At 56.1% G+C, this 21,802-nt stretch carries 20 protein-coding genes; 16 read left to right on the top strand and 4 right to left on the bottom strand.

Annotated features, from left to right (window positions below; genetic code table 11):
• Positions 1-3 precede the first annotated feature (3 nt).
• Genes cheR through cheZ form a run of 4 tightly spaced genes read left to right on the top strand, consistent with a single transcriptional unit; the run spans position 4 to position 2,977 of the window.
• Entirely contained in the window at positions 4-870 is an 867-nt protein-coding gene (gene cheR / locus QQF33_RS15085; RefSeq protein ID WP_100779756.1) for a protein-glutamate O-methyltransferase CheR, read from the top strand.
• Entirely contained in the window at positions 867-1,916 is a 1,050-nt protein-coding gene (locus tag QQF33_RS15080) for a protein-glutamate methylesterase/protein-glutamine glutaminase (RefSeq protein ID WP_282494685.1), read from the top strand. Before cheR ends, QQF33_RS15080 begins: the two co-directional genes overlap by 4 nt.
• Before the next feature lie 16 nt (positions 1,917-1,932).
• Entirely contained in the window at positions 1,933-2,322 is a 390-nt protein-coding gene (gene cheY / locus QQF33_RS15075) for a chemotaxis response regulator CheY (RefSeq protein ID WP_282494684.1), read from the top strand.
• A gap of 10 nt (positions 2,323-2,332) precedes the next feature.
• Positions 2,333-2,977, top strand: a complete 645-nt coding sequence (gene cheZ / locus QQF33_RS15070) for a protein phosphatase CheZ (RefSeq protein ID WP_282494683.1) — start codon at positions 2,333-2,335, stop codon at positions 2,975-2,977.
• Positions 2,978-3,022: 45 nt separating this feature from the next.
• On the opposite strand, the gene QQF33_RS15065 is transcribed toward cheZ, so the two are convergent.
• The 4 genes from QQF33_RS15065 to QQF33_RS15050 form a co-directional block, all read right to left on the bottom strand.
• Complete coding sequence (locus QQF33_RS15065; RefSeq protein WP_285149456.1) at positions 3,023-4,171, bottom strand: fimbrial protein; 1,149 nt, start codon at positions 4,169-4,171, stop codon at positions 3,023-3,025.
• Positions 4,161-6,716, bottom strand: coding sequence for a fimbria/pilus outer membrane usher protein (locus QQF33_RS15060; protein ID WP_285149457.1), 2,556 nt, complete (start codon positions 6,714-6,716; stop codon positions 4,161-4,163). Before QQF33_RS15060 ends, QQF33_RS15065 begins: the two co-directional genes overlap by 11 nt.
• Positions 6,717-6,722: 6 nt before the next feature.
• On the bottom strand, positions 6,723-7,415 hold the full coding sequence (locus QQF33_RS15055) for a fimbrial biogenesis chaperone (protein ID WP_285149458.1): 693 nt from the start codon (positions 7,413-7,415) through the stop codon (positions 6,723-6,725).
• A 135-nt stretch (positions 7,416-7,550) separates the two neighbouring features.
• Positions 7,551-8,156, bottom strand: a complete 606-nt coding sequence (locus tag QQF33_RS15050; protein WP_350318473.1) for a fimbrial protein — start codon at positions 8,154-8,156, stop codon at positions 7,551-7,553.
• 486 nt (positions 8,157-8,642) lie between these two features.
• On the opposite strand from QQF33_RS15050, the gene flhB reads away from it, so the two are divergent.
• From flhB to QQF33_RS14990, 12 genes are all read left to right on the top strand, one after another.
• On the top strand, positions 8,643-9,791 hold the full coding sequence (gene flhB, locus QQF33_RS15045; RefSeq protein WP_282494678.1) for a flagellar biosynthesis protein FlhB: 1,149 nt from the start codon (positions 8,643-8,645) through the stop codon (positions 9,789-9,791).
• Positions 9,784-11,862 (top strand): flagellar biosynthesis protein FlhA, encoded by a 2,079-nt coding sequence (flhA, locus tag QQF33_RS15040; protein ID WP_282494677.1) that lies wholly within the window; start codon positions 9,784-9,786, stop codon positions 11,860-11,862. The genes flhB and flhA overlap by 8 nt, the downstream gene beginning before the upstream one ends.
• The gene (gene flhE, locus QQF33_RS15035) at positions 11,862-12,254 is read left to right on the top strand and encodes a flagellar protein FlhE (RefSeq protein WP_285158085.1); all 393 of its coding nucleotides are present in this window, start codon (positions 11,862-11,864) and stop codon (positions 12,252-12,254) included. Before flhA ends, flhE begins: the two co-directional genes overlap by 1 nt.
• A 251-nt stretch (positions 12,255-12,505) precedes the next feature.
• Complete coding sequence (locus tag QQF33_RS15030) at positions 12,506-14,089, top strand: MFS transporter (RefSeq protein ID WP_285144234.1); 1,584 nt, start codon at positions 12,506-12,508, stop codon at positions 14,087-14,089.
• 4 nt (positions 14,090-14,093) lie between these two features.
• Positions 14,094-15,233, top strand: a complete 1,140-nt coding sequence (gene bglB / locus QQF33_RS15025) for a beta-galactosidase BglB (protein ID WP_285158084.1) — start codon at positions 14,094-14,096, stop codon at positions 15,231-15,233.
• A 190-nt stretch (positions 15,234-15,423) separates the two neighbouring features.
• Positions 15,424-16,326, top strand: coding sequence for a GntR family transcriptional regulator YhfZ (gene yhfZ, locus QQF33_RS15020; RefSeq protein ID WP_285158083.1), 903 nt, complete (start codon positions 15,424-15,426; stop codon positions 16,324-16,326).
• Between the two features lie 24 nt (positions 16,327-16,350).
• Positions 16,351-16,707, top strand: coding sequence for a PRD domain-containing protein (locus QQF33_RS15015; RefSeq protein ID WP_285149463.1), 357 nt, complete (start codon positions 16,351-16,353; stop codon positions 16,705-16,707).
• Positions 16,708-16,800: 93 nt separating this feature from the next.
• The gene (locus QQF33_RS15010; RefSeq protein WP_285158082.1) at positions 16,801-17,976 is read left to right on the top strand and encodes a YhfX family PLP-dependent enzyme; all 1,176 of its coding nucleotides are present in this window, start codon (positions 16,801-16,803) and stop codon (positions 17,974-17,976) included.
• On the top strand, positions 17,969-19,204 hold the full coding sequence (locus QQF33_RS15005; protein ID WP_285158080.1) for a phosphopentomutase: 1,236 nt from the start codon (positions 17,969-17,971) through the stop codon (positions 19,202-19,204). Before QQF33_RS15010 ends, QQF33_RS15005 begins: the two co-directional genes overlap by 8 nt.
• 4 nt (positions 19,205-19,208) lie before the next feature.
• Positions 19,209-20,087, top strand: a complete 879-nt coding sequence (locus QQF33_RS15000) for a phosphotriesterase-related protein (protein WP_285158147.1) — start codon at positions 19,209-19,211, stop codon at positions 20,085-20,087.
• Between the two features lie 9 nt (positions 20,088-20,096).
• Positions 20,097-20,450: a DUF2620 domain-containing protein gene (locus tag QQF33_RS14995; RefSeq protein ID WP_282494669.1), complete on the top strand. Its 354-nt coding sequence runs from the start codon at positions 20,097-20,099 to the stop codon at positions 20,448-20,450.
• A 10-nt stretch (positions 20,451-20,460) separates the two neighbouring features.
• Positions 20,461-21,765, top strand: coding sequence for a YhfT family protein (locus tag QQF33_RS14990; protein ID WP_285149468.1), 1,305 nt, complete (start codon positions 20,461-20,463; stop codon positions 21,763-21,765).
• Positions 21,766-21,802 lie beyond the last annotated feature (37 nt).

Raw genomic sequence — 21,802 nt, 5'->3', positions numbered from 1 at the left:
GCTATGACCTCACCAAACCCCTCGGGGCAATCGTCATTATTGCAGCAAATGACCCAGCGCCTCGCGCTGTCCGACGCGCATTTTCGTCGGATATGTCAGTTGATTTACCAGCGTGCAGGGATTGTGCTTGCCGACCATAAGCGAGACATGGTCTACAACCGACTGGTCCGGCGCTTACGCACCCTGGAGCTTGATGATTTTGGTCGTTATCTGGGCATGCTGGAGGCAAACCCTAACAGCGCCGAGTGGCAGGCCTTTATCAACTCGCTGACCACGAACCTGACGGCATTTTTCCGCGAAGGTCACCACTTCCCGGTACTGGCGGAACATGCCCGCCGTCGTAGCGGGGAATATCGTGTCTGGAGCGCGGCGGCGTCGACGGGCGAAGAGCCTTACTCGCTGGCGATTACCCTCGCCGATACGCTGGGCATGGCGCCCGGTCGCTGGAAAGTGTACGCCAGCGATATCGACACCGAAGTGCTGGAGAAAGCGCGCAACGGCGTCTATCGCCAGGACGAGCTGAAAACCCTGTCGCCGCAGCAGCTGCAGCGTTACTTCATGCGCGGCACAGGCCCGCATGAAGGGCTGGTTCGCGTGCGTCAGGAGCTGGCGAATTGCGTGGAGTTCGCTCCGGTCAATTTGCTGGATAAACAGTACAACGTACCGGGTCCTTTCGACGCGATATTTTGCCGTAACGTAATGATTTATTTTGATAAAACGACGCAGCAGGAGATCCTGCGCCGTTTTGCTCCGCTGCTCAAGCCCGATGGCTTGCTGTTTGCCGGGCATTCGGAGAACTTCAGCAACCTCGCCCGCGAATTTGTTCTGCGCGGCCAGACGGTTTATGCGCTGAGTAAGGAAAAAGCATGAGTAAGATCAGGGTGTTGTCTGTCGATGATTCCGCGTTGATGCGCCAGATCATGACTGAAATTATCAATAGCCATAGCGACATGGAGATGGTGGCGACTGCGCCCGATCCGCTCGTCGCGCGGGATTTAATTAAGAAATTTAACCCCGATGTGCTGACGCTGGACGTCGAAATGCCGCGCATGGACGGGATTGATTTCCTTGAGAAATTGATGCGTCTGCGTCCGATGCCGGTGGTGATGGTCTCCTCGCTGACCGGGAAAGGTTCAGAAATTACCCTGCGCGCGCTGGAGCTGGGAGCGGTGGATTTTGTCACCAAACCGCAGCTGGGCATTCGCGAAGGGATGCTCGCCTACAGCGAGATGATCGCCGAGAAGATCCGCACCGCGTCGCGCGCCAAACTGACGGCGCACACCCCTGCGGCCGTCCCTGCGACGTTGAAGGCCGGTCCGCTGCTGAGTTCGGAAAAACTGCTGGTGATCGGCGCGTCAACCGGAGGAACAGAGGCAATTCGCCATGTACTCCAGCCATTGCCGCTTTCAAGCCCGGGTATTCTTATTACCCAGCATATGCCGCCAGGCTTTACCCGTTCGTTCGCTGAGCGCCTGAATAAGCTATGCCAGATTAGCGTGAAAGAGGCGGAAGACGGTGAACGTGTTCTGCCGGGTCACGCCTATATCGCACCGGGCGACAAGCATATGGAGCTGGCGCGCAGTGGCGCTAACTATCAAATCAAAATTCATGACGGTCCGCCGGTTAACCGGCACCGTCCGTCTGTGGATGTGCTGTTTCATTCGGTGGCGAAACATGCGGGGCGCAACGCCGTTGGGGTGATCCTGACGGGGATGGGCAACGATGGTGCCGCCGGAATGCTCGCGATGCACCAGGCTGGCGCCTGGACGATTGCGCAGAATGAAGCAAGTTGTGTGGTGTTCGGCATGCCGCGCGAGGCCATCAATATGGGTGGCGTGAGCGAAGTGGTCGATCTTAGCCAGGTAAGCCAGCAGATGCTGGCGAAAATCAGTGCCGGACAGGCAATACGTATTTAACGAGGAGAAGGTTTTTATGGCGGACAAAGAGCTCAGATTTTTGGTTGTGGATGACTTTTCCACCATGCGTCGTATCGTGCGCAACCTGCTGAAAGAGCTAGGTTTTAATAACGTTGAAGAAGCAGAAGATGGCGTTGACGCCCTCAACAAATTACAGGCCGGTGGCTTTGATTTTGTGATCTCTGACTGGAACATGCCAAACATGGACGGTCTGGATCTGCTCAAAACGATTCGCGCTGACGGCAAAATGTCCGCTCTTCCGGTTCTGATGGTGACAGCAGAAGCGAAGAAAGAGAACATTATTGCGGCAGCACAGGCGGGCGCAAGCGGGTATGTGGTGAAACCATTTACGGCGGCGATTCTGGAAGAGAAACTCGGCAAAATCTTCGAGAAACTCGGCATGTGAGGTGCTGGTGATGATAAAACCTGCTATGAAACCGGTCGAGGAACATTCGGCCAATGAGATTATTGTCCGTATCGGCAGCCTGACGCGTATGTTGCGCGACAGCCTGCGCGAGCTGGGCTTAGATCAGGCGATTGCCGAAGCGGCAGAAGCCATCCCCGATGCGCGCGACCGTCTCGACTATGTTGTGCAGATGACCGCTCAGGCGGCAGAGCGCGCGCTGAACAGCGTTGAAGCCTCTCAACCGCACCAGGATGAGATGGAAAAGGGGGCGAAAGCCCTGAGCAAACGCTGGGACGAGTGGTTCGAAAACCCAATCGAACTCGCGGATGCCCGTGAGCTGGTGACGGATACCCGTCAGTATCTGGGCGATGTCCCGGGACACACCAGCTTCACCAACGCGCAGCTGCTGGACATCATGATGGCGCAGGATTTCCAGGACCTGACGGGTCAGGTGATCAAGCGCATGATGGATGTGATCCAGGAGATCGAACGTCAGCTGCTGATGGTGCTGCTGGAGAATATGCCAGAGCCTGCGGCGCGTCCGAAACGCGAGAACGAAAGCCTGCTCAATGGCCCGCAGCTCGACACCACCAAGGCGGGCGTGGTGGCCAGCCAGGATCAGGTGGACGATCTGCTGGACAGTCTCGGCTTCTAATCCCGGCGAGGTTTTCTCAGGCTGCGTGCGCAGCCTGAGGAGCCTTTATCGCAAGTCCATTTTTACCGTCACATTCCCTTCAAATTTGCCCGGTTCCGGCGTGGCACTGGCTGTGCTTACGGGCGCCGCTTTGATCTTCACTGAACCATTTCCCTGCTCGTCCATGGTGACCGGAAACTCGTAGCTGCCGTCGAGTTGTACGTTCTTATCGTCTTGCGTAAAGACCCTGACCCCAACATCGTCCCGGTTGAGCATTTTTGCAATCAGCGGATTGCTACTGTCCTCGACGCCCTGATCGGCGCTCAGCGTGAGTTTTATGCGGTTATCATTCCCCACGGCGTTATCGTCACAGTGATAGGAGATGTCCACGTTTTTCAGCGTATAGCCCTGCGGCATAACCCCTTTGACTTTGAACTGCTTGCTGACGATATTGCCAAAATCGACCTCGATGGTGCTGCCTTCGTTGATTGTGCAACTGAGGGGAGCGGAAAGGGATCCGCTGAGCCAGATGTTGGATACCAGTTGTGCGCTTGCAGCATCACAGCTCCCAGTATCGTAATAGAGGCAGGCATAGTTCTGAACCACCAGGGTAGGGGGAATAATCTCTTTGCCGAGAATCGGTTTTTTAATGTGAAACGTGGCATTCATGACGTTCCAGCGGAACTGGCGTTTTGCAGGGGGAGACTTCTCCGGACGAGTGCTTTCGCTGCATACGCTGTTTGTGTTTTCTGGGACAATTCTATTGTCCGCAAATTTTGACATCGAAGCGATGGGGGTTGGATATTGATTTATGCTTAACGGGTGTAACCCCGATCCGTCAGGAGAATTGATCGCATCGTCATACCCCCCAACGTCAATATCAAACTTATCGGTGAGATAACCATAGTCGTCGCTTCCAGGCGGAAGCGGGCTTCCTGCCAATGTTAATTCCTTGACCGCAATTGTCTCATCCATTGAAGAAGGGCAAGTACAATTAGCCTCCATGACCGTACTCTCTGCAACCAGATGTCCCGGAACATCAACGTCGTGACCAGCCAGATTTTCATTCGTCGTGAGATCACGGTCGTATGCGATGTGGTAATCCACAGGGACAAAACAGTTGTGCAAAATCGTCACGGCTTGCGCCGAAACTGGAATGCAGAGGCACAGGAACAACACTCCTGAAAAAAAACGTGAAATTGAATTAATTAACATGTTGTGGTTCCTGCTGACAAAGGGCATTGACGGAGCGAATTCCCGCCGGATTTGAAGCCTGTACTGCCGCACCGAGAGAGACATGGGCGGTGCATTGCTGATCCGCTGCACTTCCCCATTTCACGCTTAACTGAACGGTGTCAGAAACCCCTGCCAGATAAACAGTGCCCTTATCATCAACGATACCGCTGATGACCGGCGAGAGAGCGGTAACGATGGCGCCGAAAGGTACCGTTTTGCCATCCGGGCGCATGAGCGTGATCAGGACGCGATAGCCGACATGGGCATCGAAATTCGCGACGACCGCGGCATTGCGGGAAGGGATAACCGTGACCGCCGTTTCGGTCGTATCGACATCTTCCGGCAGACTGGTGGTATCAACACGGATGCTGTTTTCCTGATACGGACTCAGGGACGGAATCACCGCATTGCCCTGCCAGTCGGTCTGAATGCCGCGCTGGTTCTGGAAACGCACGCCTGACGCGTGGTTCGCGTTGACGATAGCGAACTGGCTGCCCAGCGGTTGGGCGAGGGTGACCCCATGCGGGTGCGCGACAACGGCACCGCTCAAACCGTAGCTCAACTGCCGGGAATTATCGGAGGAGTAGTAATACCCGGCATTCATATTGGCGTACTGCGAGCGATAGCTGCCGTACAGACTGCTGGTGTCGTCGCCATCGTGATTCGAATGGCTTTGCTGCAGCGAGTAGCTCAGGCGCTCGTCATCCAGCAGTGTTCCGTTGAGCCCCAGGCTTTGGCGGGTATAGCCGTGTTTGCTGTTGCTCAGGTTATAGCTGCTCCAGGCGCGCGGCAGGAAGCGGCTTAGCGGCATACTAAAGCCGAAAGAGACCATCTGGTCACTCTGATCCTCGTCTGTTTTGCTGTAGGTGTACGCCACATGAAGGCTGATGCCTTCAACGACAGTGTTCAGGCCCGCAGAGACACTTCGTTCTTTTTGCGAGGTATGCCAATAGTCCTGCTGATAGCCATTGAGATAAAAACTGACGCCGGAGATGTTCTGGCTGACGCTGGCCTGGATGCGGTTACGCTTGTTGTAATTGAACAGCAGATCCTCTTCGTGCTCATCGTATTTCTGATTGGCATCGGCAAAGCTGTAGTAGCCGCTGGTGGAGTAGCGATAGCTGGCAAGGGTAAAGTTAGTGTCAGTGGTATCAATTTTACCAGAGTAGAGCAGGCGATAAGACTGCCCGGTGCTCTGGGTACCATTGTCGAGCTGCGTTTTCGCGGCGGTCACATCCGCTGACAGGGTACCGAGCGATCCCAGGGCGATACCCGCGCCGCTGTTCACCGCCTGATAGTCATCCGACGCGGTCAGACCGCCAAACAGCGTCATGCTGTTGTTCAGACCATAGATTAGACTTCCCTGAGCAAAGAGCGGTTCGTTTTGATCGCTGCCGCTGTCCGCGCGATAGCGGGCCGCCGTGATCTCATATTTCATGTGTCCAGGCCGCTGCATCACCGCGATGCTGGAGTAGGGCTGGGTGAAGTGGTGCTCGGTCCCGTCGGCCTCTTTGACGGTCACTTCCAGGTCGCCGCTGTTGGTGGTGGAGTAGAGATCGTTAATCTCGAACGCGCCCGGCGCGACGTTCTGCTGATAGATCAGATACCCATTCTGGCGCACCGACACTTCGGCATTCGAGCTGGCGATACCACGAATCACCGGCGCGAAACCGCGCTGGCTGTAAGGTAGCATCTCTTCATCGGAGGCCACGTTGATGCCGCGATACTGCAGGCTGTCGAACACTTCACCCTGAGTGCTGCTCTCGCCGCCCGTGAACTGCGCTTTTATCGCATCGATATCATGTTGTACGTAGGTATTGACCGTGTCCCAGCTGTTGGCGTCGTCCGTTTTACTCCACGTGGAGTAGTTGCGCACGCGCCAGCCGCCGAGATTGGCGCCGCTTCGCATATTAAGATACTGATTCGTTGTTGTATTTTGGCCACTGTCCTGGTTCTGTGAGCCGGAAAACGAATAATCAGCGAACGCGACAGGGACACCGTCATCCCAGCGTGAAGGGGCGATATAGTCTCTGCCATTCCCGGCTACGGCGGCCTGCGGGATGCTGAGATGCAGCGTCATGGTCGAGAAGTCGAGCGTGGCCGAAGCCTGCGGGATGTAATCCCCTAACGGGTGAGGGAGCGGAACCACCGCATCCAGCGCGGCAAGCTTTGGATATTTATCGATATCCACACCCCAGTTGCGCAGCATATCCGGCGTCAGCTGTGGTGCCAGTTCGCCGTTTTTGGTCCCCAGATAGGTGATACTGGCATCGCCTGCCCGCCGATCGTTGAACATGATTCGGGAGGGATAGACGCCCGGCAGCTGGGTATTGGCGTGTGAAAACAGCGACAGGTCGATGTCCTGCTGCGAGAGCATATCGCCTTCCAGTGACGAGGCGGCGAAATGGTACTCCCGGGCCTCAGCGCCGACTGACGTCACGAGTAAAACACCACTCAGACAACGTACCAGCGGGTTAAGACGCCAGAAACGCTGGCGGGACACATCATGCAGTCCTTTTGCCATTTTGTTCTATTCCTGAACCAGCGTGGAAACGTATTTGTCGGAGGCATTGCCGTAATCCGTGATGCAGCGCCAGCTCACCTGCGAACCGGAAGCCGTGTCCGGTAACGGGATCTGAACGCTGGACTGAGGATTGACCATGTCAGCTTTAACGATTTTTGTGCTGCCCAGCAGCAGACTGTCGAAGGTGCTGTGGAAGGCACCGTCATTGGTGATCGTCAATTGCTTGCCGCTGCGGGAAAAACGCAGATTTTGGCACGTCTCCTCCGGTGAGCCTTTCAGCCCCTTAGGGCGCCAGAAGAGCTTGATTCGGGTTTTGTAGATCAGTCGTAAAACGTTCTTATCGTCGTCTTCCGCCGCGGTGGCGGGAATGGTACGAACGTTCATGTAAAACAACGATTCTTTGTTTTCGGGCAATGCCGTGCCATTCCACGCTATTCTCAGGCTTTGTTCTTTCTGTGGCTCAAGGCGAAATAGTGGAGGGGTGACAATAAAGGGACCACGGGTTTTTCCATCGCCCGTATCGGTCCAGGATTGTATCAACCAGGGTAGGGCATTTTCTTTATTGATAAGCGGTAGTGAGATCTCTTTCTTGCCGGCATCATAGATGATTCGCGTGCGCCCAACCTGAATGCCTGCTGCATGGCTTAGTGAGATGAAAATAACGGGGGTTAACAATACAGCTAGCGGGGAAATACGCATGGCAATACCTGTTCCGGTTTTTAAAATAAAGGAAATCCCAAGCTCACTATAAGGTTGGGATTTCCTTACATACACCCATTTACATCAATATTTTCTGGGAAATAATTGATATCAAGAATGGATAAAGTATAAATATTAACGGTAAATAATATTTACGGTCATATCAGCATCTGCAGGGCCTGCTTCGACTGTTTTAGTGAATGACCTATACCGAGCGTTGAAATTGGTGGTAAGAATGTCATCCACCTTATTTGTGAGTGGCACTTTAACCTGACCTTCAGCACCGTCCATAGTGATAAGATTCGTATCTTTTCCGTCAAGGCTGACCGCAACACCCACGCCTAAAGCCGCCGTCGTTCCTGCGGTGGTTTTTTTGCTTACATCAAGCAGATTATTTACCCCCGTCAATGTAGTGGTGCCAGTGAACGTTAATTGAACTGAGGGCAGACCGTCGCTTTTTAATGGGCAATCTTTCAGTGAAATGGAGAAAGGCACCAGTGTAGATTCCACGCCAACGTCAGTAAATAACGACGTCGGATAGGTTCCCAAAGGAACGGTACTGTCTGTACCATCATCGCCTTCGATAACACAGCTCGGTTCGATTATCTCACCTGTAAAGTGAATCGTACCTGCATTCATTTCAGCGGCGAATCCACTCATTGAGGCTAATGCCAGCAAGGATCCCGAAATGATATTGTTCCTGATGTTCATGGTATGACGTTCCTTAGCAATATAATCCATATAGACACTGTTTTAGAGAATAATCCCAATAAATAAAATTATTCCACGGACAGTATACAAAGATATTTACCTCAGGCGGAAGTGTGGCTTAATTGATATTGTTTGCATGATAATGGATTTCACGGAAATAGTGAAATCAACAATTATGAGTCAATTCTATAATCATTATCTTAGTGATGTTAAATGTGCTGTTAAATATTATTATTAAAATGTAAATTGTATTTTTTATGTTGCATTTGATTTGTTGATATTGGCGAGAAAGGGTGTTTGTAGTGTTTTAAAATAAAAAATCAGGATGCTTTTTCCTGTTTCGGCAAATTCAAATTTGATCCTCTGGGGTCTAAAATTAGATCGAAAAGTTTATCTGAATCGAGTTATTTCACTTTAAAGAGGATAAAAACGACCAGTTTTACAGGCTTTTCTGTCCATTGAATCCACCCGGCTCTGACATGATACGCGTGACGAAATGGGCAGAGAGTACGGACCGTGTCAGAAGACAGCGACGACAAAACAGAAGCCCCCTCACCCCACCGACTAGAAAAGGCGCGTGAGGACGGGCAAGTCCCCCGATCCCGAGAACTGACATCCCTGCTGATTTTAATCGTAGGGGTTTGCATTATCTGGATGGGAGGGGAGTCGTTTGCCCGCAGGCTGGCGGGCATGCTCTCGGCTGGCCTGCGTTTCGATCACAGTATGGTCAACGACCAGAATCTGATCCTCAGCCAAATCATTCTGCTGCTCAAAGACGCCATGATCGCGCTATTGCCGCTGATCTCCGGCGTGGTGATTGTCGCCCTGGTCTCGCCCGTGATGCTGGGCGGATTGATATTCAGCGGCAAATCGCTGCAGCCCAAATTCTCTAAACTCAATCCGCTCCCGGGCATTAAGAAGATGTTCTCGGCGCAAACGGGCGCGGAACTGCTGAAAGCGATCCTCAAATCGACGCTGATGGGCAGCACCGCCGGATTTTATCTCTGGTTCCACTGGCCAGATATGATGCGGTTGATCAGTGAATCGCCGCTGACGGCCATGATCAACGCCATGGACCTGGTGGGAATGTGTGCGGTGCTGGTGGTGCTCAGCATTATCCCGATGGTGGGATTCGACGTGTTCTTCCAGATCTATAGCCACATCAAAAAGCTGCGTATGTCCCGCCAGGACCTGCGCGACGAATACAAACAGAACGAAGGCGACCCGCACGTCAAAGGGCGTATTCGCCAGATGCAGCGCCAGGCGGCGCGTCGTCGCATGATGGAAGATGTGCCGAAAGCGGACGTGATCGTGACCAACCCGACGCACTACTCCGTGGCGCTGAAATACGACGAAAACAAAATGTCTGCGCCAAAAGTGGTGGCGAAAGGGGCGGGACTTATCGCGCTGCGCATCCGTGAAATTGGCGCGGAACACCGCGTGCCGGTACTCGAGGCGCCGCCGCTGGCGCGTGCCCTGTATCGTCATGCAGAAATTGGACAGCAAATTCCAGGTCAGCTTTACGCCGCCGTGGCGGAAGTGCTGGCATGGGTATGGCAGCTGAAACGCTGGCGTTTGGCAGGCGGTCAACGACCTGGTAAACCTAAAAATCTTCCGGTGCCTGAAGCACTGGATTTTATGAACAAGAAGGACACTGATGGCTAATCTGGTGGCAATGTTGCGCCTGCCGAGCAACATTAAATCGACGCAATGGCAGATTCTTGCCGGGCCGATTCTCATCCTGCTAATTTTGTCGATGATGGTGCTGCCGTTGCCAGCATTTATCCTCGATCTGCTTTTTACCTTCAACATTGCGCTCTCGATTATGGTGCTGCTGGTGGCGATGTTCACCCAGCGCACGCTGGAGTTTGCGGCGTTCCCGACCATCCTGCTGTTCACCACCTTGCTGCGCCTGGCGCTGAACGTGGCGTCGACTCGTATCATCCTGATGGAAGGGCATACGGGCGGCGCGGCGGCGGGTAAAGTGGTTGAGGCCTTCGGCCACTTCCTCGTCGGCGGCAACTTTGCCATCGGTATCGTGGTGTTCGTCATCCTCGTGATCATCAACTTTATGGTTATCACCAAAGGTGCGGGCCGTATCGCCGAAGTGGGCGCGCGTTTCGTGCTCGACGGGATGCCGGGCAAACAGATGGCGATTGACGCCGATCTGAACGCCGGTCTGATTGGCGAAGACGAAGCGAAAAAACGCCGCTCCGACGTGACCCAGGAAGCGGACTTCTACGGTTCGATGGACGGTGCGAGTAAGTTCGTTCGCGGTGATGCTATCGCCGGGATCCTGATCATGGTGATCAACATCGTCGGCGGCCTGCTGGTGGGTGTTCTCCAGCACGGCATGGACATGGGCCACGCGGCGGAAAGCTATACGCTGCTGACCATCGGTGACGGCCTGGTCGCCCAGATCCCGGCGCTGGTTATCTCGACCGCGGCGGGTGTTATCGTGACCCGCGTCAGCACCGACGAAGACGTCGGTCAGCAGATGGTCAGCCAGCTGTTCACCAACCCGAACGTGCTGATGCTCTCCGCAGCAGTGCTTGGCCTGCTGGGGATGGTGCCGGGCATGCCTAACTTCGTCTTCCTGCTGTTTACCGCAGCCTTACTGGGTCTGGCCTGGTGGCTGCGCGGGCGCGACATCAAACCGGCGGCAGAACCGATGCCGGTCAAAATGCCGGAAAACAATCAGGCGGTGGAAGCGACCTGGAATGACGTTCAACTGGAAGATTCCCTCGGGATGGAAGTGGGTTACCGCCTGATCCCGATGGTCGATTTCCAGCAGGACGGCGAGCTGCTGGGTCGTATCCGCAGTATCCGTAAAAAATTCGCTCAGGACATGGGCTTCCTGCCGCCGGTGGTGCACATCCGCGACAACATGGATCTGCCGCCTGCGCGCTATCGCATATTAATGAAAGGCGTGGAGATCGGCAGCGGCGACGCCTATCCTGGCCGCTGGCTGGCGATCAACCCTGGCACCGCGGCGGGCACGCTGCCAGGCGAACAGACGATTGACCCGGCCTTTGGCCTGGCGGCGATCTGGATTGAAAGCGCCCTGAAAGAGCAGGCGCAGATCCAGGGCTATACGGTGGTGGAAGCCAGTACCGTGGTCGCGACGCACCTGAATCACCTGATCGGCCAGTTCTCGGCGGAGCTGTTTGGCCGCCAGGAAGCGCAGCAGCTTCTCGACCGCGTCACTCAGGAGATGCCGAAGCTGACGGAAGATCTGGTGCCGGGCGTGGTGACGCTGACCACGCTGCACAAAGTCCTGCAAAATCTGCTCGACGAAAAAGTGCCGATCCGCGATATGCGCACCATTCTGGAAACCCTGGCGGAACATGCGCCGCTGCAAAGCGATCCGCACGAACTGACCGCCGTGGTGCGCGTGGCGTTAGGCCGGGCGATCACCCAGCAGTGGTTCCCGGGTACCGGCGAAGTGCAGGTGATTGGTCTCGATACGCCGCTTGAGCGTCTGCTGCTGCAGGCGTTGCAGGGCGGCGGCGGGCTGGAGCCGGGTCTGGCGGACCGTCTGCTGGCCCAGACGCAAGAAGCGCTCGCCCGTCAGGAGATGCTCGGCGCACCGCCGGTGCTGCTGGTGAACCACGCATTGCGTCCGCTGCTGTCGCGCTTCCTGCGCCGCAGCCTGACGCAGCTGGTGGTGCTGTCGAATCTGGAACTGTCGGATAACCGCCATATTCGTATGACGGCGACCATTGGAGGCAAATGATGCGCCACTGGTTATGGATCTTACTCTTCCCGCTGATGGCCCAGGCAGCAGGGGAGGGGACGTGGCAGGCGAGCAGTATCGGCATCACGCTGAGTAATCGCGGCGTATCGGCCTCGTCGCGACCGCTGTCCGCCTCAGAGCCGGTCTCCGGTTTGATGACGCTGGTGGTCTGGCGCTATCAGCTGATCGGCCCGACGCCTGCCGGGCTGCTTGTGCGCCTCTGTTCGCAGACGCGCTGCACCGAGCTGGATGGTGAGAACGGCACCACGCGCGCCTTCAACGGCGTGCCTGCCGTAGAGCCGCTGCGCTTTGTCTGGGAAGTGCCGGGGGGAGGACGTCTGATCCCGGCCCTGAAAGTTCAAAGTAACGAAGTGATCGTCAACTACCGCTAATTGCCTGCCTTTTCACCAGCCGTCAGACGAAACTGACGGCTGGCTCGCAAAAAATGACCCCGCCTTTTGATGCAAAAGAAACGCTGTTTTATAAATCAGTGACACGCGTATGGAATCTCTTTGCATTATTGCCATTTGCCCTTGCGCGATGGCAGAAACAGAAAGGTATCAATATGACGATGCTTTTACTTTAGCCGTGTAAAAACTCCCGGATGAGGGGGAGTCTCCCAACACTGAAAGGGTTGACGGCAATGAAAACACGTAAAATTGGACTCGCAAATTACCTGGCCTACGGGTCGGGCGATTTCCTTGGGGCAGGGACCACCGCGCTGACGGCGGCCTGGCTGTTATATTTTTATACCACCTTCTGTGGACTCTCGCCGATTGAGGCGACCTTTATCTTCGCCGCCGCCAGGGTGCTGGACGCGGTCGTCAGCCCGCTGATGGGCTTCCTGACCGATAACTTCGGCACCACCTGGCTCGGCAAACGCTTTGGCCGCCGTAAGTTCTTTATCCTGCTCGGTATTCCCTGCGTCTTTAGCTACTCGATGATGTGGGTCGGGGACATGGGCTTCTGGTATTACCTGGTCACCTATCTGATCTTCGACATCGTCTACACCATGATTCTGGTGCCGTACGAAACCTTAGTCCCTGAAATGACCGACGATTTCAAACAGAAAACCAAATTCTCCGGGGCGCGTATCTCCATGGCGCAGATGTCGGCGATTCTGGCCTCCTTCCTGCCGGGCATTCTGCTGACCCACTTCGGGAAAGACAACGCTATCTCGTTCTTCTACGCGAGCCTGGTCTTCTCGGTGCTGTGCGCGATGATGCTGACGTTTGTGTGGATCTTCACCTGGGAACGTCCACGGGAAGAGTGGTCTGAGGCGGCGCTGCGCGCCGAAGAGGAGAAGAAAAAACTCAACCTCAGCCAGAGCCTGAACCGTCTGTTCGTCGAGCTAAGCTCCACCCTGCGGGTGAAGATTTTCCGCCAGCATCTGGGGATGTACCTCGGGGGCTATATCGCGCAGGACGTCTTCAACGCCGTGTTTACCTACTACGTGGTGTTCGTCCTGATGCAGGAAGCGTCGATGGCTTCGAACCTCCTGGGCACTATGGCGATCTTCCAGTTCATCGCCGTTATCGCCATGATCCCGCTCTGCATCCGCTTCGGACCGGCTCCGTCTTATCGCATGGTCGTCGTGCTGTTTGGTCTGGCCTCTCTCTCCTACGCGATGCTCTACTACGCCGGGCTGAGCGACGTTTACTCCCTGTTGCTGCTGATCTCTGCGGTTGCCGGCCTGGGTCGCGGCGGTATCAACTATGTGCCGTGGAACATCTACACCTACATTGCTGACGTGGATGAAGTCATCACCGGGCAACGTCGCGAAGGTATTTTCGCCGGGATCATGACCCTGACGCGTAAAGCCTCGCAGGCGGGTGCCATCATGCTGGTCGGGATTGTGATGCAGATGTCCGGCTTTGTCAGCGGGCAGAAAGTCCAGCCTGCGGAAGTGAGCCACACCATTCTGATGATCCTGAGCGTGGGTACCATTCTGGTGCTGATCTGCGGCTTCCTGGTCTCCCTGCGCTTCAAACTGAACTTACACACCCACAGCACCCTGCGGGAAGAGACTGCCAAAATGCGCGAGTCTGGCCGTGCGATGCCGGAAACCGCGACGCCGCAGGCCCGCGCCACCGTCGAACTGCTGGCCGGGATGCCGTACGAATCCCTGTGGGGCAACAACAATATTGGTTACCTGAATCGCAACAAACCGGCGGCACCTTCCCTGAAGGATCGCGCGGTACTGAATTCGACATATCACAGAGGTTAAGATTATGAAGGTTTGGCCTGTCAAACATAGCCCGCTACTGCGTCAGCCTGAGCACTTTATTGCCAGGGATGAACTGAAATCACTGATTGAAAAGGTGACGCACAATCTGGTGAACATTCACGATAAAACCGGCGAATTTTTGCTGCGACTGGACGACGGGCGGGTGATCGACACCAAAGGCTGGGCGGGATGGGAGTGGACGCACGGCGTCGGCTTGTACGGTATCTGGCAGTATTATTGCCAGACCGGCGCGAGCGAGATGCGTGACATCATCGACGGCTGGTTTGCCGACCGCTTTGCCGAAGGCGCGACCACCAAAAACGTCAATACCATGGCCCCGTTCCTGACGCTGGCCTGTCGCTATGAAGAGACGAAAAACGCCACCTGGCTGCCATGGCTGGAGAGCTGGGCGGAGTGGGCGATGAACGACATGCCGCGCACGACGCACGGTGGGATGCAGCACATTACGCTGGCCGAAGAGAATCATCAGCAGATGTGGGATGACACGCTGATGATGACGGTTCTGCCACTGGCAAAAATCGGCAAGCTGCTCAACCGCCCGGAGTATGTGGAAGAGGCTGTCTATCAGTTCCTGCTGCACGTGCAGAATCTCATGGATCGGGAAACCGGCCTGTGGTTCCACGGCTGGAACTACGACGGGCAGCATAACTTTGCGCAGGCCCGCTGGGCGCGCGGCAACAGCTGGCTGACGATCGTTATCCCGGATTTCCTCGAACTGGTGGATCTGCCGGAAAACAACGCCGTGCGCCGCTATCTGGTGCAGGTGCTGAACGCGCAGATTGCCGCACTGGCAACCTGCCAGGACGAAAGCGGCCTGTGGCATACGCTGCTCGACGATCCAGACTCGTATCTGGAAGCGTCGGCGACGGCCGGTTTTGCCTATGGAATTCTGAAAGCAGTGCGTAAGCGTTACGTCGGCGCGGAGTACGCGGAAGTGGCAGAGAAGGCGATTCACGGCATCGTGAAAAACATCTCGCCGGAAGGGGAGTTACTGCAAACCTCGTTCGGCACCGGGATGGGCAGCGATCTGGAGTTTTATCGCCAGATCCCGCTGACCTCCATGCCGTACGGCCAGGCGATGGCGATTTTGTGCCTGACGGAATATCTGCGGAAGTATTTCTAAGGTGTGATTTTGTAGGCCTGATAAGCGAAGCGCCATCAGGCAATTTCCCCGGTGGCGCTGCGCTTACCGGGGCTACAAAACCTGGCCCCCACATCATTTTGTGATGCTCTTCTCCCTTTCCATCTTCCGCATTTGCCATTTATGTTCATTTTAATGAAGATATAACCATTCAATAAAATGAAGATAAATAATGAGCCGTAACTTTATCAAGAAAGAGGGCGTCGCGCAGAACAGTCTGGCGCGCTATTTACTCGGCGAAAAAACCGGGAACCGTCTGAAGACCATTGATGAACTGGCCGGTGAGTGCGGGTTTTCCGTCGGCCTGATCCAGGCTGCGTTAAAAACCCTTGAAAGCGCCGGAGCAGTTGCGGTGGAACGCCGTGGGCGCAACGGCAGCTTTCTGGTCAACATGGACCACAAACTGTTACTGGATTTCGCCGATATCGGCAACGTCGTCTGTGCGATGCCGCTGCCCTATACCCGGCTGTATGAGGGGCTGGCCAGTGGGCTGAAAGCGCAGTTCGACGGCATCCCGTTTTACTACGCCCACATGCGGGGTTCGGATGTCCGCGTGGAGTGCCTGCTCAACGGCGTTTACGACCTGGCGGTGGTTTCTCGGCTGGCGGCGCAAAGCTATGTCGACAGAGGGGATGTGTACATGGCGCTGGAACTCGGCCCCCATACCTATGTGGGCGAGCACAAGCTGATTTGCCGGGCGGGTGCGCAACAGATCAAACGGGTGGGTCTCGACCCGCGCTCTGCCGACCAGCGCATCATGACGGATGTGTATTTCGCCGGGCAATCCGTCGAGCTGCTCGATGTACCGTACCACGAGTGTCTCGCCCGGATCGTCAAAGGGGATATCGACGCGGTGATCTGGAACGTCGCGAACGAGATCGAACTCGATACCCACGGTCTGGTGGCGCAACCCCTGAAAGGCGACCCGCGTTTTGAAGATGCCTCGGAAGCGGTGGTGTTGACGCGGGTGGACGACATCCCCATCCAGCAGCTACTGCGCACGGTGGTGAACAAATCTGCATTACTGGCTCATCAGCAGCGCGTTCTGGTGGGCGAACAAGAACCCAGTTATTGAGTGTTGATTAAATGAGGTAAGGCGATGGAAGAGAGGCTCAACCTGCTGTGTCAGGCGGGGATCATTGATAAGGATATCTGTGACGGCATGTCAGGTGTCGTCGCGCAGCTCGAAACGGTATGGGCCATTTCCGTGCACAACGAGCAGGGCGAGATGGCGATCACCCATATGGCGAATGCGCTAATGCGCAGCCGCCGTGGTGAGGAGATTGGTCCGCTGGACGCGGGTATTCTTGACGAGATGCAAAGCTGTGACATCTGGCCGCAGGTCGAGTCTGTACACCAGGCGGTGCTCGCGCCGTTCGATGTCCGGCTCCATCCCAACGAGGAAGGCTACCTGCTGGCGAATCTCTTTAGTTTATGGATGGCCAGCAAAGGCTAAACGGTGCGTCAGGAACGAGCGTCTACGCATTAAATATTCAAAAAAATGATGATTTAAGTTGTTATCGTCTGCATGGAGTCGAGAGGCAAGGGCATGTTTACTGGAGCACTCAAGGCACAGAACCCGGCGCTGATAGAGGCCGCGTGTGAATTATGGCGGCAGGGAGCCATCCTGCCGGATACCTGGGTTATCGACGTCGATCGGGTGATGGAGAATGGCCGTCTCCTGCTCGAGACCGCAGCCCGGCACGGCATCACGCTCTATCTGATGACCAAGCAGCTCGGGCGTAACCCGTGGCTGGCACAAAAGCTGATAGAACTCGGTTTCCACGGCACCGTGGCGGTGGATTTTAAAGAGGCCCGCACGCTGCGTAAGGCCGACGTGCCGGTCTCGCACGTGGGCCATCTGGTGCAGATCCCGAAAAGCCAGATAATGGAAAACGTCCTCGCGCCGGTCGAGATGATCACCGTCTTCTCACTGGAAAAGGCGCGGGAGATTTCGGCTGCGGCGCTGGAGAACGGACGCGTTCAGCCCATCATGTTAAAAGTTTTCGACCCACAGGACAGGCTTTATCCGGGTCAGGAAGCCGGTTTTTCGCTCGCGGTTCTGGATGAGGTTGTACCGGTGATCCGCTCGCTTGCCGGGGTGAAACTGGCGGGGCTGACGCATTTTCCCTGCCTGCTGTGGGATGACGAGCAGCAGCAAACCCTGCCTACGCCCAACTTACACACTCTGCTGAAGGCCCGCGATCGTCTGCTCGCCCAGGGCGTTGAGCTTCAGCAACTGAATGCGCCCTCGGCCTCGAGCTGTAGCACCCTTGCGCTGCTGGCCAGTTTCGGCGTGACGCATGCGGAGCCAGGCCATGCCCTGACGGGCACCATTCCGGCGAACCAACACGGCGATCAGCCCGAGCGCATCGCCATGCTCTATCTCACGGAGGTTTCTCACCATTTCCAGGGCAACAGCTACTGCTTCGGCGGCGGGTACTATCGGCGCGGGCATGCGCAGAACGCGCTGGTTTATCCGCTTCAGGGCCACACCGGCATTCCCGCCAGCCTGCTGCCCATGGATGAGAGCAGCATTGATTATCACATTCCGCTGGCCGGTGAGTTCCCGGTCGGCAGTCCGGTGGTGATGTGTTTTCGCACGCAAATTTTCGTCACACGCAGCGATGTGGCGCTGGTGTCCGGGATCTCCCGCGGCGCGCCGGTGCTGGAAGCCGTGTATGACAGTCTCGGCAACCCGGTGTCAGGAGGTGGCAATGAGTAAGTTTGTGGTGGTGGTGATAGACAGTTTTGGCGTCGGAGCAATGGACGATGTGCCGCAGGTCAGGCCGCAGGATATCGGGGCCAACACCTGCGGGCACATTTTGCAGCATTTCCCCCGGCTTCGTTTACCCGTGCTGGAGAAGCTTGGACTGATAAACGCGCTTGGGCAGGACGTGGGCGTGATGAAGCCATCAGCGAGTGCGGTCTATGGCACCGCGGCGTTGCAGCATGAAGGGGGCGACACCTTCATGGGGCATCAGGAGATCCTCGGTACGCTTCCCAAATCGCCGCTGCGAATGCCTTTTTCCACGGTGATTGATGAGGTTGAACAGGCGCTGATCGCCGATTGCTGGCAGGTCGAACGTCGGGGCGAAGGGCTGCAATTTCTGTGGGTGAACCAGGCGGTGGCGATCGGTGACAACCTCGAGGCGGATCTGGGGCAGGTGTTTAACATCAGCGCCAATCTCACGGATATCTCCTTTGAGGAAGTCCGCACCATCGGCGAGATCGTTCGCCGCCAGGTGCAAGTGGGACGCGTGATCGCCTTTGGCGGTCTGCTGGAAAGCAGCCAGCAGATCCTCGACGCCGTGGAAGAAAAACAGGGCGTTTATATCGGGGTTAACGCCCCGCGTTCGGGTGTATATAACAACGGTTTTCAGGTCGTGCACATGGGCTACGGCGTGGATGCCAGCGTTCAGGTTCCGCAAAAGCTGCACGAGGCAGGCATCATAACCGTGCTGGTCGGCAAAGTGGCGGATATCGCCATCAACCCGCACGGCGTGAGTTACCAGAATCTGGTGGACAGCCAGCGCATTCTGGACATCACGCTCGATGAAGTGTGCCAGCCGGGTGATGCCTTTATCTGCACCAATATTCAGGAAACCGATCTCGCCGGACACGCCCAGGACGTGGCGCGCTACGCCGACCGCTTGCAGCTGGTGGACGGCAATCTTGAGCGCCTGATGGAGGCCATGCAACTCGGGGACTGCCTGGTGGTGATGGCCGATCACGGCAATGACCCGACGATCGGCCACAGCAAACACACGCGTGAAAAAGTCCCTCTGCTGGTCTGGCAGCCGGGCGTAGAGCCTGCACAGCTGGGGGCGAGGAAAACCCTGTCTGACGTAGGGGCCACAGTCTGTGACTTTTTCCACGCCGCCGCGCCGCAAAACGGCACGTCATTCCTCGCTTCGCTACATATGACTGACAACGGAGGCCATCATGGCTGAACAGATTCGTTTTGATGCGTCGGGCTATACCTATGCCCACGAGCATCTGCATATCGATTTGTCCTCGTTCAAAAACAACATCGACTGCCGCCTGGATCAGTATGCGTTGATTTGTGCGGAGATGAAGACGCTCTACGCTCAGGGTGTGCGCAATATTATTGAGATGACCAACCGCTACATGGGGCGTAACCCGCAGTTTATGCTGGATATTATGGGCGATACGGGGATGAACGTGGTCGCCTGCACCGGTTATTACCAGCATGATTTTTTCCCGGCCCACGTTGCGACCACGCCGGTAGAGGCCCTGGCACAAGAGATGATCGACGAGATCACCCTCGGTATTGACGGCACCGAACTGAAAGCCGGGATCATTGCGGAAATTGGCTCGAGCGTGGATGTCATCACCCCGATTGAGGCCAAAGTGTTTGCCGCCGCGGCAATCGCGCACCGGGAAACGGGCCGCCCCATCTCCACACACACCTCATTCAGCACCATGGGCCTTGAGCAACTGGCGCTGCTGAAAAGCCACGGCGTGGATCTCTCCCGCGTGGTCATCGGGCACTGCGACCTGAAAGACAACCTCGACAACATCCTGCGGATGATCGATCAGGGGGCCTTTGTTCAGTTCGATACCATCGGTAAAAACAACTACTACCCGGACGAAAAGCGCGTGGCGATGCTGGTCGAGATTGCCCGCCGCGGCCTGCTCGGCCATGTGATGCTCTCCATGGATATCACCCGACGCTCGCATCTGAAAGCGAACGGTGGCCCCGGCTTTGACTATCTGCTGACCATCTTTGTGCCTCTGTTGCGCGAGGCAGGCTTCACCCAGGCCGACATTGATTTGATGTTACGTGATAACCCCTCTGTCTTCTTTAAATAAGGATCTCCCATGAAAAAGATCGGTGTTGCTGGCTTACAGCGCGAACTGATGAAAAAGACCATCGAATCCGCCGCGCCTGGCTGCTTTGAGGTGTTTATTTATAACGATATGGAAGCCGCGATGAAGGTAAAATCCGGCCAGCTCGACTACTACATCGGGGCCTGTAATACCGGTGCTGGCGCGGCGTTATCCATTGCGATTGCGGTGATTGGCTACAACAAAAGCGGCACTATCGCCAAACCCGGCATTAAGGCGAAGGAAGATCAGGTCGCCAAAATGGTGGCGGACGGCAAAGTCGCCTTTGGCCTGTCGGTAGAGCATATCGAACACGCCATCCCGATGCTGATTGCGCATTTAAAATAGAGGCCGCGCTATGGATTTCTATATTCAAATTTTAGTCGTGGCCTGCCTCACCGGAATGACGGCGCTGCTGGCGCACAAATCTGCAGCGGTCTTCCACGACGGTATCCGCCCGATCCTGCCGCAGCTCATCGAAGGCAATATGAACCGCCGCGAAGCGGGGAGTATCGCGTTCGGTCTGAGCATCGGTTTTGTGGCGTCAGTGGGCATCTCATTCACCCTGAAAACCGGGCTGCTGAACAGCTGGCTGCTGTTTTTGCCGACGGACATTATCGGCGTGCTGGCTTTTAACGGCGCGCTGGCTTTTGGGCTCGGCGCAGTCTGGGGCGTGCTGATCCTCACCTGTCTGCTGCCGGTCAACCATTTGCTGACGGCGCTTCCGGTCGACGTGCTGGGCTCGCTGGGCGAACTGAGCTCGCCGGTGGTGTCGGCCTTTGCGCTGTTCCCGCTGGTGGCCATTTTCTATCAGTTCGGCTGGAAAAACAGCCTCTTCGCCGCGTTTGTCGTGCTGATGACGCGCGTGATTATCGTGCGCTACTTCCCGCACCTGAACCCGGAATCCATTGAGATTTTCGTGGGGATGGTGATGCTGTTAGGCATCGCGATTACTCAGGATCACCGTACCCGCGGCGAGCGCGAACATGACGACGCCGGGCTGTCAGTGTTTGAAGAACGAACCTCGCGGATCATTAAAAACCTGCCGTATATCGCCATCGTTGGCGGGCTGATTGCTGCCGTGGCCAGCATGAAGATCTTCGCCGGTTCCGAAGTCTCCATTTTCACCCTTGAAAAAGCCTACCATGCAGGACTCGATCCGGCGCAATCTCAGACCCTGATCAATCAGGCGGCGCTGGCAGAATTCATGCGCGGTCTGGGCTTCGTCCCGATGATTGCCACCACGGCGCTGGCGACCGGCGTCTACGCGGTGGCAGGCTTTACCTTCGTGTTTGCGGCAGGTTATCTGATCGCCAATCCGCTGATTGCCTTTGTGGTGGGGGCGCTGATCATCTCTGCCGAAGTGCTGCTCCTGCGCTCGATTGGCAAATGGCTGGGCCGCTACCCGTCGGTGCGTAACGCGTCGGACAATATCCGTAATGCGATGAACATGCTGATGGAGATGGCGCTGCTGGTGGGCTCGATCTTTGCAGCCATCAAAATGGCCGGTTACACCGGCTTTACCATCGCGGCGGCGCTTTACTTCCTGAACGAATCTCTGGGCCGTCCGGTTCAGAGGATGGCGTCTCCGGTGGTGGCGGTATTAATCACCGGGATTGTGCTCAACATTCTCTTCTGGTGCGGCCTGTTCGTTCCGGCCTGATCCCTTGCGAAACCTGCTGCTTCGGCGGCAGGTCTTC

Source organism: Lelliottia wanjuensis, assembly GCF_030238365.1.
Taxonomy (GTDB): domain Bacteria; phylum Pseudomonadota; class Gammaproteobacteria; order Enterobacterales; family Enterobacteriaceae; genus Enterobacter; species Enterobacter wanjuensis.
This window is presented reverse-complemented; position numbering and strand designations above follow the sequence as displayed.

Coding starts and splice junctions, on each gene's coding strand:
- cheY (WP_282494684.1), top strand. CDS start 1,933: ATGGCGGACAAAGAGCTCAGATTTTTGGTTGTGGATGACTTTTCCACC.
- flhA (WP_282494677.1), top strand. CDS start 9,784: ATGGCTAATCTGGTGGCAATGTTGCGCCTGCCGAGCAACATTAAATCG.
- flhE (WP_285158085.1), top strand. CDS start 11,862: ATGCGCCACTGGTTATGGATCTTACTCTTCCCGCTGATGGCCCAGGCA.
- cheR (WP_100779756.1), top strand. CDS start 4: ATGACCTCACCAAACCCCTCGGGGCAATCGTCATTATTGCAGCAAATG.
- yhfZ (WP_285158083.1), top strand. CDS start 15,424: ATGAGCCGTAACTTTATCAAGAAAGAGGGCGTCGCGCAGAACAGTCTG.
- QQF33_RS15015 (WP_285149463.1), top strand. CDS start 16,351: ATGGAAGAGAGGCTCAACCTGCTGTGTCAGGCGGGGATCATTGATAAG.
- QQF33_RS15060 (WP_285149457.1), bottom strand. CDS start 6,716: ATGGCAAAAGGACTGCATGATGTGTCCCGCCAGCGTTTCTGGCGTCTT.
- QQF33_RS15055 (WP_285149458.1), bottom strand. CDS start 7,415: ATGCGTATTTCCCCGCTAGCTGTATTGTTAACCCCCGTTATTTTCATC.
- QQF33_RS15050 (WP_350318473.1), bottom strand. CDS start 8,156: ATGGATTATATTGCTAAGGAACGTCATACCATGAACATCAGGAACAAT.
- QQF33_RS15010 (WP_285158082.1), top strand. CDS start 16,801: ATGTTTACTGGAGCACTCAAGGCACAGAACCCGGCGCTGATAGAGGCC.
- QQF33_RS15030 (WP_285144234.1), top strand. CDS start 12,506: ATGAAAACACGTAAAATTGGACTCGCAAATTACCTGGCCTACGGGTCG.
- cheZ (WP_282494683.1), top strand. CDS start 2,333: ATGATAAAACCTGCTATGAAACCGGTCGAGGAACATTCGGCCAATGAG.
- QQF33_RS15065 (WP_285149456.1), bottom strand. CDS start 4,171: ATGTTAATTAATTCAATTTCACGTTTTTTTTCAGGAGTGTTGTTCCTG.
- QQF33_RS15080 (WP_282494685.1), top strand. CDS start 867: ATGAGTAAGATCAGGGTGTTGTCTGTCGATGATTCCGCGTTGATGCGC.
- QQF33_RS15005 (WP_285158080.1), top strand. CDS start 17,969: ATGAGTAAGTTTGTGGTGGTGGTGATAGACAGTTTTGGCGTCGGAGCA.
- QQF33_RS14990 (WP_285149468.1), top strand. CDS start 20,461: ATGGATTTCTATATTCAAATTTTAGTCGTGGCCTGCCTCACCGGAATG.
- bglB (WP_285158084.1), top strand. CDS start 14,094: ATGAAGGTTTGGCCTGTCAAACATAGCCCGCTACTGCGTCAGCCTGAG.
- QQF33_RS14995 (WP_282494669.1), top strand. CDS start 20,097: ATGAAAAAGATCGGTGTTGCTGGCTTACAGCGCGAACTGATGAAAAAG.